Source organism: Pseudomonas sp. YQ_6, assembly GCF_043103245.1.
Classification (GTDB): Bacteria; Pseudomonadota; Gammaproteobacteria; order Pseudomonadales; family Pseudomonadaceae; genus Aquipseudomonas; species Aquipseudomonas alloputida.
In genome coordinates, this window is record NZ_JBICJR010000032.1 from 21,650 (window position 1) to 34,087 (window position 12,438).

11 protein-coding genes are annotated in these 12,438 nt (G+C 64.6%); 4 read left to right on the forward strand and 7 right to left on the reverse strand.

Annotated features, from left to right (window positions below):
• Window positions 1–95 precede the first annotated feature (95 nt).
• From ACF8FG_RS10360 to ACF8FG_RS10375, 4 genes are all read left to right on the forward strand, one after another.
• Window positions 96–2,108: a sigma-54-dependent Fis family transcriptional regulator gene (locus ACF8FG_RS10360; protein ID WP_053868080.1), complete on the forward strand. Its 2,013-nt coding sequence runs from the start codon at window positions 96–98 to the stop codon at window positions 2,106–2,108.
• A 66-nt stretch (window positions 2,109–2,174) separates the two neighbouring features.
• On the forward strand, window positions 2,175–3,524 hold the full coding sequence (gene mpl, locus ACF8FG_RS10365) for a UDP-N-acetylmuramate:L-alanyl-gamma-D-glutamyl-meso-diaminopimelate ligase (protein ID WP_014589539.1): 1,350 nt from the start codon (window positions 2,175–2,177) through the stop codon (window positions 3,522–3,524).
• The gene (gene ubiX / locus ACF8FG_RS10370) at window positions 3,521–4,150 is read left to right on the forward strand and encodes a flavin prenyltransferase UbiX (protein WP_003255348.1); all 630 of its coding nucleotides are present in this window, start codon (window positions 3,521–3,523) and stop codon (window positions 4,148–4,150) included. Before mpl ends, ubiX begins: the two co-directional genes overlap by 4 nt.
• Window positions 4,147–4,434 (forward strand): YceK/YidQ family lipoprotein, encoded by a 288-nt coding sequence (locus tag ACF8FG_RS10375; protein WP_318077477.1) that lies wholly within the window; start codon window positions 4,147–4,149, stop codon window positions 4,432–4,434. The genes ubiX and ACF8FG_RS10375 overlap by 4 nt, the downstream gene beginning before the upstream one ends.
• Window positions 4,435–4,459: 25 nt before the next feature.
• Here ACF8FG_RS10375 and ACF8FG_RS10380 read toward each other — a convergent pair whose 3' ends face one another.
• From ACF8FG_RS10380 to ACF8FG_RS10410, 7 genes are all read right to left on the reverse strand, one after another.
• Window positions 4,460–5,104: an oxidoreductase gene (locus ACF8FG_RS10380; protein ID WP_014589540.1), complete on the reverse strand. Its 645-nt coding sequence runs from the start codon at window positions 5,102–5,104 to the stop codon at window positions 4,460–4,462.
• Between the two features lie 27 nt (window positions 5,105–5,131).
• Window positions 5,132–6,865, reverse strand: coding sequence for a C13 family peptidase (locus ACF8FG_RS10385; protein WP_014589541.1), 1,734 nt, complete (start codon window positions 6,863–6,865; stop codon window positions 5,132–5,134).
• Window positions 6,866–7,072: 207 nt separating this feature from the next.
• On the reverse strand, window positions 7,073–8,137 hold the full coding sequence (locus ACF8FG_RS10390) for a 2,3-butanediol dehydrogenase (RefSeq protein WP_223279163.1): 1,065 nt from the start codon (window positions 8,135–8,137) through the stop codon (window positions 7,073–7,075).
• Between the two features lie 52 nt (window positions 8,138–8,189).
• A complete protein-coding gene (locus ACF8FG_RS10395; protein ID WP_318077474.1) occupies window positions 8,190–9,296 on the reverse strand; it encodes an acetoin dehydrogenase dihydrolipoyllysine-residue acetyltransferase subunit in 1,107 nt (368 codons plus the stop codon).
• Complete coding sequence (locus tag ACF8FG_RS10400) at window positions 9,293–10,315, reverse strand: alpha-ketoacid dehydrogenase subunit beta (RefSeq protein WP_010951829.1); 1,023 nt, start codon at window positions 10,313–10,315, stop codon at window positions 9,293–9,295. The genes ACF8FG_RS10395 and ACF8FG_RS10400 overlap by 4 nt, the downstream gene beginning before the upstream one ends.
• A 33-nt stretch (window positions 10,316–10,348) precedes the next feature.
• Window positions 10,349–11,326 carry a thiamine pyrophosphate-dependent dehydrogenase E1 component subunit alpha gene (locus tag ACF8FG_RS10405; protein WP_003255338.1) on the reverse strand — a complete coding sequence of 326 codons (978 nt, stop codon included), beginning with the start codon at window positions 11,324–11,326 and terminating at the stop codon, window positions 10,349–10,351.
• Window positions 11,327–11,348: 22 nt separating this feature from the next.
• Entirely contained in the window at window positions 11,349–12,404 is a 1,056-nt protein-coding gene (locus ACF8FG_RS10410; protein WP_014589544.1) for an ATP-NAD kinase family protein, read from the reverse strand.
• Window positions 12,405–12,438: the final 34 nt, after the last annotated feature.

Genomic DNA, 12,438 nt, shown 5'->3' on the forward strand with positions numbered 1-12,438 from the left:
TGTGCCGTTTGCGACACATCGCAGGCGTGTGCATTGCAAAGCCTACCCGGGTGGAGGATGCTGGGCTGACGCTCTATCTGCGGAGAATTACAACAATGCAGAGCAATCACTTCACGCGCCATGCCCGGCAGGTTCATAGCGTTGCCCATGGTGGGGCCGGGGAGGGCGGCAGTGACCCGTCCATCGCCCGCTCCTGGCTGCGCTGCCTGGAGGATTACCACCTCGACCCGGCGGTGATCGAAGCGCCGGTGGTGCTTGAGCATGGGCGCCTGCTGGAAAGCCGCGAGCGCCTGCATCAGGTGCTGCAAATTGCCGACCATGAAATGAACAGCCTGCACCAGCAGCTTTCCGGCGCAGGCCACGCGGTGCTGCTGACCGACGCCCGCGGGGTGATCCTCAACTGCGTCAGTGCCCCCGCCGAGCGGCGTAGCTTCGAGCGTGCCGGGCTGTGGTTGGGCGCTGACTGGAGCGAGGCGCGCGAGGGCACCAATGGCATCGGCACCTGCCTGGTCGAGCGCCAGGCGCTGACCATCCATCAGAACGAGCACTTCCGTGGCCGTCACACCGGGCTGACCTGCTCGGCCAGCCCGGTGTTCGACCCGCATGGCGACCTGCTGGCGGTACTCGACGTGTCCTCTGCGCGCCCCGATGTATCGCGGCAAAGCCAGTTCCACACCATGGCGTTGGTCAACCTTTCGGCGAAGATGATCGAAAGCTGCTATTTCCTGCGCCATTTCGAGCAGCAATGGTTATTGCGTTTTCACCTGCAAGCCGAGTCGGTCGGCCTGTTCAGCGAAGGTTTGCTGGCGTTCGACGGCGATGGGCGCATTTGCGCTGCCAACCAAAGCGCACTGAACCTGCTGGGCACGGTACGGGGCGGCGTGCTGGGCAAACCGTTGGAGTGCTTTTTCGCGTGCAGCCATGACGAAATGTTCAGCCGTGCCACGCCCGGCGGCAGTGCCGTCTGGCCGCTGCGTACCCTGGACGGTCGCCAGGTGTTCGCTAGCCTGCGGGGGCAGGCCCGGGCGCCGGTGTGGTCGGTGCCGGCCGCCCACCCGCGGCCCGCAGGTGAAGTGGAGCCGCTGGTCTGTCTGCTTGACCCTGCGTTGCAAAATGATTTTCGCCGCAGCGTGCGGGTGTTCGAGCGCAATGTGCCATTGCTGCTGCGCGGCGAGACTGGCTGTGGCAAGGAGGCCTTCGCCCAGGCTGTGCATCAGGCCAGTGAGCGGCGCGGCAAGCCGTTCGTCGCCATCAACTGCGCGTCTATCCCGGAAAGCCTGATCGAGAGTGAGCTGTTCGGGTACCGCGGCGGCAGTTTTACCGGCGCGCGCAAGGAGGGTATGCGTGGCAAGCTGTTGCAGGCCGATGGCGGCACCTTGCTGCTGGACGAGATCGGCGATATGCCGCTTGCCCTGCAAACCCGACTGCTGCGGGTGCTGGAGGAGCGCCAGGTGGTGCCGATCGGGGGAGAGCCACAGGCGGTGGACGTGCGCATCGTCAGTGCTACGCACCGTGACCTGCTGGAACGGGTTGAACAGGGCAGTTTCCGCGAGGACCTGTATTACCGCCTCAATGGCCTGGAGGTCGCGCTGCCGGCGGTACGCGAACGCAGTGACAAGGCGCAGTTGCTGGACTTTCTGCTACGTCAGGAGACGCAGGGGCAATGGATAGACATCGAGCCCAGGGCGCGGCAGGCGCTGCTCGCATTTAACTGGCCAGGGAACGTGCGGCAGATGCGCAATGTGCTGCGTACCCTGGTGGCGCTTTGCGAAGATGCCCGCATTACCTTTGCGGACCTCCCCGCCGTCATCCGCACCAGCCCACCTCCTGTGGGGGCGGGCGAGCCCACGATGTCCGACCAGGCAATAGAGGGCGAGGGCGTTGCCCTCGTTCGCGGGCAAGCCCGCTCCCACAGGTCCGGCGGTGCCGCAGAGATTGAGGGTGAGTCTGTAGGGACCGAGGTTCTGCTCGACGCGGAGCGGCAAGCGCTGAAGGAGGTCCTGGAGGCAAAACACTGGCATCTCACCCGCGTCGCCGAGCACTTGGGCATCAGCCGCAATACCTTGTATCGAAAACTGCGCAAACACGGCATTACCAGAGGCGACTGAGCGAAACAGCGGGTGCGATTTGTCGCGCCCTGGGCTACCCTGCCTCGATGTTTTGCGAGGTCGACCATGCATATTCACATTCTCGGTATTTGCGGCACTTTCATGGGTTCGCTGGCGGTGCTGGCCAAGGAACTTGGCCACCGCGTCACCGGCTCCGACGCCAACGTCTATCCCCCGATGAGCACCCAGCTCGAAGCCCAGGGTATCGAACTGACCCAAGGCTATGACCCGGCCCAGCTGGATCCGGCGCCGGACCTGGTGGTCATCGGCAACGCCATGTCGCGCGGCAACCCAGCGGTTGAATACGTGCTGAACAAGGGCCTGCCCTACGTCTCCGGCCCGCAGTGGCTGGCCGACCACGTGCTGCAAGGCCGCTGGGTGCTGGCCGTTGCCGGTACTCACGGCAAGACCACCACCAGCAGCATGCTGGCCTGGGTGCTGGAGCACGCCGGCATGAGCCCGGGCTTCCTGATTGGTGGCGTGCCGCAGAACTTCTCGGTGTCGGCCCGCTTGGGCGATACGCCGTTCTTTGTGGTGGAAGCCGACGAGTACGACAGCGCCTTCTTCGACAAGCGCTCGAAGTTCGTCCACTATCACCCGCGTACCGCGATCCTCAACAACCTTGAGTTCGATCACGCGGACATCTTTCCGGACTTGGCCTCGATCGAGCGGCAGTTCCATCACCTGGTGCGGACTATCCCCGGCGAAGGCCTGGTCATCCACCCGACCACCGAGCAAGCGCTGGAGCGTGTGATCGGCATGGGCTGCTGGACACCTGTGCAAACCACCGGTGAGGGCGGCCAGTGGCAAGCCCGCCTGCTCAGCCCCGATGGCTCGCGCTTTGAAGTACTGTTCGAGGGCGAAGTGCAGGGTGTGGTGGATTGGGCGCTGACCGGCCAGCACAACGTCGCCAATGCCTTGGCTACCCTGGCAGCAGCGCGTCATGTAGGCGTGGTGCCCGCCATGGGTATCGAGGGCCTGAGTGCGTTCAAGAGCGTCAAGCGGCGCATGGAGAAGGTTGCCGAAGTACAAGGTGTGACCATTTACGATGACTTCGCCCACCATCCGACCGCCATTGCCACCACGCTCGACGGCCTGCGCAAGCGGGTGGGGGAGGCGCCTGTGATCGCGGTGATCGAGCCACGCTCCAACTCGATGAAACTCGGTGCCCATCGTGACGGCCTGCCAGAAAGCGTCAACGACGCCGACCAGGTGATCTGGTATGCGCCGGCCAACCTCGGCTGGGACCTGGCCGGCACTGCTGCGCAGTGCAAGGTACCAAGCGTGGTGGCTGACAGCCTCGAAGCGATCATCGAGCGGATCAAAGGCCAGGCTCGCCCAGGCACCCATGTGGTGATCATGAGCAACGGCGGCTTCGGCGGCCTGCACGGCAAGTTGGCCGAGGCGCTGAAGTGAACGGGCCGGAACGCATTACCCTGGCCATGACGGGCGCCTCGGGTGCCCAGTATGGCCTTCGCCTGCTCGATTGCCTGGTACGCGAAGACCGCGAGGTGCACTTCCTGATCTCCAAGGCCGCACAGTTAGTGATGGCCACCGAGACGGATGTTGTGTTGCCGGCCAAGCCCCAGGCGATGCAGGCCTTCCTGACTGAATACACCGGCGCGGCCGATGGGCAGATCCGTGTGTATGGCAAGGAAGACTGGATGTCGCCGGTAGCCTCGGGTTCTGGCGCCCCGGCGGCAATGGTGGTGGTCCCCTGTTCCACTGGTACTTTGTCGGCCATCGCCACTGGCGCCTGCAACAACCTGATCGAGCGTGCTGCCGACGTCACCCTCAAGGAGCGTCGTCAACTGATCCTGGTGCCACGCGAAGCGCCATTCTCCACCATCCACCTGGAAAACATGCTCAAGCTGTCGCAAATGGGCGCGGTGATCTTGCCGGCGGCTCCGGGGTTCTATCACCAGCCGCAGACCATCGACGACCTGGTCGACTTTGTCGTGGCGCGTATCCTCAACCTGCTGAACATCCCCCAGGATATGTTGCCGCGTTGGGGCGAGCACCACTTCGGGGTGGATGATTGAAGCGAGCACTGGCGGGGTTGCTGGCGCTGGTGATGCTGGGTGGGTGCGCCACGGTGCGCACGCTGAATGCCAACAAGCCCGGCGCACCGGTGGTGTATGCCGGTACCCGTCTGGATTTGTATGTGATCAATGGCGGGTGTTGCCCGCGGGATCATTACGGGGCGGACGCTCCGGCGTATCCGCGCCTGGATCTGCCCGGCAGCATGCTGCTCGATACCCTGCTGCTGCCGTTGTCTTTGCTGACAGCGGCCGGCATAGGCTTCCAGGCTAGCGGCGGCCTGTGATGGCCTTTGCGGGCACAGGCGAAGCCTAGATCCTGCCCAACCTGCGCAATTCATCCGACTCGACGACCCGCACGCCGTCTTCTTCCTCCAGCGCCAGCCGCCACAGGGCACGGGCCAGGGTACAAGCCTCGATTCCCCGGTATTTCCCGGGTATGAACCGGGAAAACGGCGCAACTAGCTGTTCAGTCAGCCGTGGCTCCAGTCGCTCGCCCAGCAGGAACGAGGGCCGCACGATGGTCAACTGTGGCCAGTCCTGAGCCTTGAGCGCTTCTTCCATCTCGCCCTTGACCCGGTTATAGAAAATTGACGACTTAGGGTCGGCGCCCACTGCACTGACCACCAGCAGATGCCGTGCGCCCATTTCCCGGGCACGCTTGCTGAAGGCGACCACCATGTCCAGATCCACTGCGCGGAAAGCCGATTCGGAACCCGCCTGCTTCAGCGTGGTGCCCAGGCAGCAGTACGCGATGTCGACCCGCCCGGCCAGTTGCGGAAGGAATACTGCCGGGTCGCCCACCGGGTTTTCCAGGTGCGGGTGCTCGGCCAATGGTCGGCGTGTAGGCGCCAGGACACGGGTGATGGTGGGCTCGTTGAGCAGGCGGTCTAGCAGGTGTTCACCGGTCAGACCGGTGGCTCCGGCAAGCAGGACATGCTGAGGCGTCAAGTACATGATGTCTCTCCCTTGTTACACACAAGTCTAGTGAGTGCCGGGCATTTTTGCCTGTTCCCTCACGTTGGCCTGTGTGGCGTTACGCAACGCTTCTTCGGCTTGTTGCTGGCGCAGGCGATGCCAGTGCTCAAGCACGGCCGGCGGTGCCCACAGCTGCGGCTCGGAGGCCTCGAAGCCTTCCCTTTGTTCTCTTTCGGCAACGCTGGCACGTGCCAGTTCAAACGCCTGTTTCAGGTCGTCGGTCTGGTTCAGCGCTTCAGCGAACAGGGCATCGCCAAAGTAGGTGAAGTCGGCTTCCTCCGAGCAACCGAAGGAGACGCGGTCGGCCCGGGCAGCGGTCATGATGACCGTGCGCTCGTCTTTGAGGGGAGCGATATAGCCCCCTGAATAGCAGGCGGAGATGACGATTACCTTGTCGCGATCCTTCAGCGGCGCCAAGGCTGTTGCCAGCTCGTCAGCGGCCAGGTCGGCCAATTGCAGACGGGGCTGGTCGAGCACCAGCTGGTGGTCCTGGCTGCCATGGCTGGTGAGGTAGATGAACACCAGGTCTTCGGGGCCGCTGCGCTCTGCCAGGGTGGCGGCAGCGCGGGAGAGGTTTTCGCGGGTGGCCATGGGGCGTGTGGCCATGTGGTCGCGGTGGTTGACCAGGGTCACTTGGCCACGGGCGCCAAAGCGCACCTTTAGCATGTTGCTGACGTAGTCGGCTTCGCGCAGGAATACGCTTTGCTGGCCATCGCCGGCCACGACCAGGCTATACAGCTGGATCGGTGGCGCCGAGCGAGGTACCCGAGCCAGCGCCTCGTCCAGCAGCCGGCCCTGGTTGAGCAAAGCCAGGTCCAGTGGGTCTGGTAGCAGCTTGCCATTCTGGTCGCGCACGCGCACGCCGTTGGCCCATGTTCCGCTTTCGACCTTGCCACTGGGCAGAATCAGCCGCCCATGGCCATGGTAGGCATCGTTCAGGAAACCGCCGATATACTTGCTGCCGTCGGCCAGTTGCAGGCTGCCCTGGCCCGACAGACGCCAGTCGGCGAACTCACCCCTGTAGTGGCTGCCATCGCTGCCCAGCAACTCGCCTTCGCCGATCAGCGAACCGTCCTTGAATTCACCGATCCACACGTCGCCATCGGCATTTTCGTAGCGGCCTCGGCCCTCCAGGCGGTTGTCCTTGAATTCGCCGATGTACTGCTCGCCATCAACGCTGTCGTAGGTGCCGGCGCCTTGTAGCTGGCCGTTGACGAAGTGGCCGCTGAACTGGTTGCCGCTGGCATCGCTGCGCACCCCGGCGCCGTTGGGCTTGCCCTTGGCGAACAGGCCTTGGTAGCGACTGCCGTCGGCCAGCTCCAGTTGGCCTGCGCCGTCGTACAGGTCGTCCTTGAACTGGCCGCGGTATGTCTGGTCGGCTTGCTTGAGGGTGCCCTCGCCGTCGCGGCGGCCGTGGCGGAAGGTGCCGCTATAGTGGCTGCCCGGGGTTGTCAGCTCGCCCAAGCCCTGAAACAGCCCCTCGGCGAACTGGCCGCGGTAGACCTCGCCGTTCTGGCCATGCCATTCGCCCTGGCCGTGCCACTGGCCGTCCTTGAAGCTGCCGGCGTACCAGCTGCCATTGGGGTAGTCGATCCGGCCCTCACCTTGCAGCAGGCCATCGACCACCTGCCCCCGGTAACGCCCGCCGTCAGGCAGCCGTGCGTCCGGCGGGAGCAGCGATTCGCCATCGCCACAGGCGGCGAGCAGCAGGACCAGGGTAATGGGGAGCAATGGACGCATGGCGAGGACCGGGCAATAGGTCTGCCGAGTATGACGCAGAATGGGATCCTGAGACAGCGAGCCCCTGTGTCAGCGCAAGGCCTTGGAACCTTGCCCTGTAGGAGCGGCTTCAGCCGCGAACACCGGCAAAGCCGGTGCCCGCCACGGTGTTGCATTGTTCGCAGGCCCACCCGCTCCCACAGGTGCCACGTTGCCTTCAAGGTGCAATCAGCGCACACCTGGTGAAACGATGATCTTCACGTTCTCCTCTTTGTTGTTCACCAGTTCCTCGAAGCCCAGCTCGACAATCTGTTCCAACCCGATCCGGCCGGTTACCAGCGGGCGAATATCCAGCCGACCATCAGCAATGAAGGCAATCACGTCGGCAAACTCGCCGTTGTACGCCAACGCCCCCAGCACCTGTTTCTCGGTGGACACCAGCTCGAAGAAGTTGAACTCGCTGGGCTCTTCGAAAATACCCACCAGCACGCATTTGCCCGCCTTGCGGATGGTGTCGATGGCCAGCTTGGCCGTATGTTTATTGCCGATGCACTCAAAACTCACATCGGCGCCCAGCCCTGCAGTCAGTGCGCGGATTTCCGCCAGGGCATCGCACTGGCTGGGGTCCAGCACCACGTTGGCGCCTACTTCTTTGGCCTTGGCTTTGCGTGCTGAGGACATTTCCAGGGCGATAACCTGCGCTGCGCCCGCGGCTTTGGCACACATGATGGTGCAAAGGCCGATGGTGCCGGCTCCCACCACTACAACGGTTTGCCCAAGCAGGCTGCCGGCCTTTTTCACCGCGTGCATACCCACCGCCAGCGGTTCGATCAGTGCTCCGGCTTCGGCAGGGAAGCCCTGCGGCAGCCGGTAGAGCAGGTTGGCGGGCACGTTGACCAGCTCGGCGAAGGCACCGTTGTTCATCAGGCCGGTGAACGCCAGGCGTTCGCAGATGTTGTACAGGCCATGGGTGCAGTAATAGCAGGTACCGCAATGCTGGCAGGCGTCTGCCGCCACCGGGTCGCCTACGGCATAGCCTTCCACGCCTTCGCCAAGCTTGGCGATGTGGCCGCAGAATTCGTGGCCGAGGATGCACTGGCCCTGAATGCCGGTCAGCGGGTGCGGGGCCTCTACCGGGATGAACACCGGGCCGGCAACATATTCGTGCAGGTCGGAGCCGCAGATGCCGCACCAGTCCACCTTGATCTGCACCCAGCCCGGCGCAGGGTCGGCCGGCAAGGGTACCTGTTCGACACGTATATCATTGCGGCCATGCCAGACAGCAGCGCGCATGTGGGTGTGGCTCAGGTCATTCATTGTTGTTCTCCAGGCTCACGAAAAGGGCTTAGTGCTTGCGCAGGAATGCGAGCAGTTGCTGGTTGACCTGTTCGGCTGCCTCCATCTGCACCATGTGGCCGGCCTCTGGCAGCACCTGTACTTCGGCTTCCAGGCCCTCGGCGTGGCTGGCCGGGATGATCGCATCCCTGCCACCCCACACCACCAATGCCGGGTGATTGCCAAGTACCCCGCGCAAGTCGTGGCGCTGCCGGTCGCCGTCGGCGAGCGCCCCTGCCAGCTGCTGCAGGGCCTGGTCCACACCTTCCAGGCGCTTGAACTTGAGCATGTCTTCCAGCATTTGCCGGGTGACCAGCGCCGGGTCGGCAAACAACTGCACCATCTGCGGTTTGAGTGCATTGCGGTTGGCCGCGGTAACGAAACCTTGCAAGTACTGTCCGTTGATCGCTTCGCCCAGACCGGCGCTGGCCACCAGGCTCAGGCTGGCCACCCGCTGCGGGGCCAGGCGCGCCACGTTGAGGCTGACGGCACCGCCCATGGAATGGCCAGCCAGGTGCGCCTTGGCGATGTCCAGGTGGTCGAGCAGGGCGAGCACGGTTTCGCTCAACTCATCCAGGTCGGCCCGCTGCAGGGCCTTGGCCGACTCGCCGTGGCCCGGCAGGTCGAGGGCGATGACCCGCCGCTCGGCAGCCAGCGCCGGGTGGTTGAACAGCCAGTTGTTGAGGTCACCGCCAAAACCGTGCACCAGCACCAGCGGTGTGCCGCCTTCACCCAGCTCGAACCAGCGCAGCAGGCGCCCGCCAACTTCCGCCTTCTGTGGGGCCGGCCCCTGGCTCTGGTCGCTGCCGCCTTCGGCGACGAACTCGGCCTGGAAGCGCTGTACCACCGCATCGATCTCGGCCTCCTCTGCTTCGCCTTCGACCACCACCGCCAGCAGTGCGCCGACGGGCAGGGTTTCATCCGGCTTGGCCACCTGGCGGCGCAGCACGCCGCTGAACGGCGCTTCGACGCTGCTGCTGATCTTGTCGGTCTCAACGTCCAGCACCTCGTCGCCCTTGCTGATTTCGTCACCTTCCTGCTTGAGCCAGGTGTCCACCCGGCCCTCGGTCATCGACAGGCCCCACTTGGGCATGGTCAGGGTATGGATCTGGCTCATGCGGCACTCCTTGCGGCTTCGATTACCTTGCGCACGGCGGCTTCAATCTTCGCCGCATCAGGGATGTACAGGTCCTCCAGGGCATCGGAGAACGGCACCGGGGTATGCGGTGCGGTGACCATTTCGATGGGGCCCTTGAGTGCGCCAAAAGCCTTCTGCGCCACCAGCGCGCTGATGTCGGTGGCCATCGAGCAGCGCGGGTTGGCTTCATCGATCACCACCAGGCGGCCGGTCTTCTCCACACTTTCCAGAATGCTGTCTTCGTCCAGCGGGCTGGTAGTGCGCAGGTCCAGCACTTCGCAGTCGATGCCCTGGCGGGCCAGGTTGTTGGCGGCCTCCAGCGCCACATGCACCATGCGCCCGTAGGTAACGAGGGTCACGTCGTCGCCATCGCGCAAGAAGTTGGCTTCGCCGAACGGTACGGTGTACACCTCTTCCGGCACCTCGCCCTGCATGCTGTACAGCAACTTGTGTTCGCAGAAGATCACCGGGTCGTTGTCGCGGATCGCCTGGATCAACAGGCCCTTGGCATCGTAAGGCGAGGATGGGCACACCACTTTCAGGCCGGGGATGTGCGTCCATAGCGAGGTGAGCATCTGCGAGTGCTGGGCGGCTGCGCGCAGGCCGGCGCCATACATGGTGCGCATCACCAGCGGGGTTACTGCCTTGCCGCCGAACATGTAGCGGAACTTGGCGGCCTGGTTGAGGATTTGGTCCAGGCAGCAGCCGGCGAAGTCGACGAACATCAGTTCGCACACCGGGCGCAGGCCCTGGGTGGCGGCACCGACGGCCGCGCCGACGTAGCCGATTTCCGACAGCGGCGCGTCAAGCACGCGGCCGGGGAATTGGTGATACAGGCCTTTGGTCACGCCCAACACGCCACCCCAGGCGTCATCCTCGCCGGGCGCACCGGCGCCGCCGGCGACGTCTTCGCCAATGATGAACACTGTGCTGTCGCGACGCATTTCCTGGGCCAGGGCTTCGTTGATGGCCTGCTGGTAGCTGATCTTTCTTGCCATGGTGGTTCTCCTGTTGTTCTTGTAATCCGCGGCTCACGGGTAGGCGACGTAGACGTCGGTGAGCAGGTCGGCGGGCTGTGGCTTGGGATCGGATTTGGCGCGGCGTACGGCGTCTTCGATCAGGTCCTCGACGCGGGCGTCGATGGCGTCCAGTTGCTCGGCCGTGAGCAGGCCGGCGCGGGTGGTCTTGTTGCGAAATTGCATGAGGCAGTCGCGGGATTCGCGCAGGTTCTTCACTTCATCAGGGGCGCGGTAGGTTTGCGCATCGCCTTCGAAATGGCCGTAGTAACGGCTGAGCTTGACCTCGATCAGCGACGGCCCTTGCCCGGAACGGGCGCGCTCGATGGCAGCGCCGGCGGCCTCGTATACGGCAAAGAAGTCAAAGCCGTCGATGGTGACGCCTGGCATGCCGAAGCCGGCAGCGCGGTCGGCAATATGGTCGCAGGCTACGGACCAGTTGGAGGCAGTTGCCTCGGCGTAGCCGTTGTTCTCGGCCACGAAGATGCAGGGCAGGTTCATGATCGATGCCATGTTCATGGCCTCGAACACCGCGCCCTCGTTGGATGCCCCATCGCCGAAGAAGGCTACCGACACGTCATCGCGGCCCTTGAGCTTGGCCGCCAGCGCCGCCCCGGCCACCAGTGGTGCGCCGGCGCCGACGATACCGTTGGCACCGAGCATGCCTTTTTCCAGGTCGGCAATGTGCATCGAGCCGCCCTTGCCGCCGCACACGCCGGTTTTCTTGCCGTAGATCTCGGCCATCATGCCGTACACGTCCACGCCTTTGGCGATGCAGTGGCCATGGCCGCGGTGGGTCGAGGCAATGCAGTCGCTGTCGCGCAGGTGGGCCATGACCCCGGCTGCAGAGGCTTCTTCGCCGGCATACAGGTGGACGAAGCCGGGAATTTCGCCGGTGGCGAACTCCACATGCAGGCGCTCTTCGAAGGCGCGGATGGTCCGCATGACTTCATAGGCATGCAGCAGTTGATCAGTACTGAGTTGATTGGACATCTTGTTGTTCTCCGGGGTTGTCTCAACACGGGTTTGCAGGGTGCAGCCGGTGGCCGCGCGGGACGGCCAGCAGGTGGTGGCGGGCGGCATGCGCCAGCACGGCCTCGACGTCCACACTGAGTGGGCCTTGGTGGTCGAGGGTGATGGTGGGGGTGTCATGCTCGGCAAATTCGATTTCGCGTTCGCCGTCCAGGGCCAGGGTGCCGCTGGCGAGGCTCAGGCGCTGGGCGACGCCGGGTGTCAGCGGACCGCAGGCAGTGATGCCGCAGGCTTGCAGCAGGCCGGGCGCCAACGGCGCCAACAGCGCCTGTTCGGCGTCGGGGGCCAGGCGTACCCAGGCGCCGTGCGGGTCTTGCCGTGACACCGGGCACCACAGACCGCACAGGGCCGACAGGCCGATGGCGTGGGGCTCGGCGAAGCAGGCGAAGACTTCGCAGAGGTCCTCGCTGCGGCTTAGCGCACGGGCACCGATGAAGCGCTGCGGCGACACGGCCACCTCGACCAAGGCCCACTCGATCAGTTGTTGTTCAGGCACGTTCACCAGTAAGCGTTTGTTGCGGCGCAAGCCGATGCTGGCCGGTACCCGGCCACTGGCAAGCAGGCCACCGGCCAGGCCCGCGCTGGTGGCTTCGCGAAGTTCGGGGAAGGCGTTGTTGGTGCCGGTGGACAGGGTCAGCAGCGGCACGTCACCGGCTTCGGCGGCGACCGCCTTGTGGGTGCCATCACCGCCCAGCACGGCGATCATCGCCACGCCGCGCTCGACCATGCGCCGGGTAGCCAGGCGGGTATCGGCCACGGTCTGGCTCAGTGGCAGGTCGAGGATTTCGATGGCCGGCCAGTGCTGGTCACGGGCCCCCGGGCCCTGGCTGGCCTTGAGCACGGCGGCAGCGATGCCGGTCATGTCGATGGGCAGCAACACCTGGCCAATGCCGGTGGCGCCGAAAGCGGCCAGCAGGCGCTGTATAGCCGAGGCCTTGTCGGTGCTCGAATAGAGCCCGGCATTGGCGGTCAGGCGGCGCAGGTCGCGGCCAGAGGCAGGGTTGGCAATGATCCCGACAATCGGGGCGGGTAGCGGCATGGCGCACCTCGTATTTTTGTTTGCAAGGGCAGGA

What these genes read in the sequence shown, in the direction of transcription:
- ACF8FG_RS10360 (WP_053868080.1), top strand. Translation starts at nt 96, where the DNA reads ATGCAGAGCAATCACTTCACGCGCCATGCCCGGCAGGTTCATAGCGTT.
- mpl (WP_014589539.1), top strand. Translation starts at nt 2,175, where the DNA reads ATGCATATTCACATTCTCGGTATTTGCGGCACTTTCATGGGTTCGCTG.
- ACF8FG_RS10380 (WP_014589540.1), bottom strand. Translation starts at nt 5,104, where the DNA reads ATGTACTTGACGCCTCAGCATGTCCTGCTTGCCGGAGCCACCGGTCTG.
- ACF8FG_RS10385 (WP_014589541.1), bottom strand. Translation starts at nt 6,865, where the DNA reads ATGCGTCCATTGCTCCCCATTACCCTGGTCCTGCTGCTCGCCGCCTGT.
- ACF8FG_RS10390 (WP_223279163.1), bottom strand. Translation starts at nt 8,137, where the DNA reads ATGCGCGCTGCTGTCTGGCATGGCCGCAATGATATACGTGTCGAACAG.
- ACF8FG_RS10395 (WP_318077474.1), bottom strand. Translation starts at nt 9,296, where the DNA reads ATGAGCCAGATCCATACCCTGACCATGCCCAAGTGGGGCCTGTCGATG.
- ACF8FG_RS10400 (WP_010951829.1), bottom strand. Translation starts at nt 10,315, where the DNA reads ATGGCAAGAAAGATCAGCTACCAGCAGGCCATCAACGAAGCCCTGGCC.
- ACF8FG_RS10405 (WP_003255338.1), bottom strand. Translation starts at nt 11,326, where the DNA reads ATGTCCAATCAACTCAGTACTGATCAACTGCTGCATGCCTATGAAGTC.
- ACF8FG_RS10410 (WP_014589544.1), bottom strand. Translation starts at nt 12,404, where the DNA reads ATGCCGCTACCCGCCCCGATTGTCGGGATCATTGCCAACCCTGCCTCT.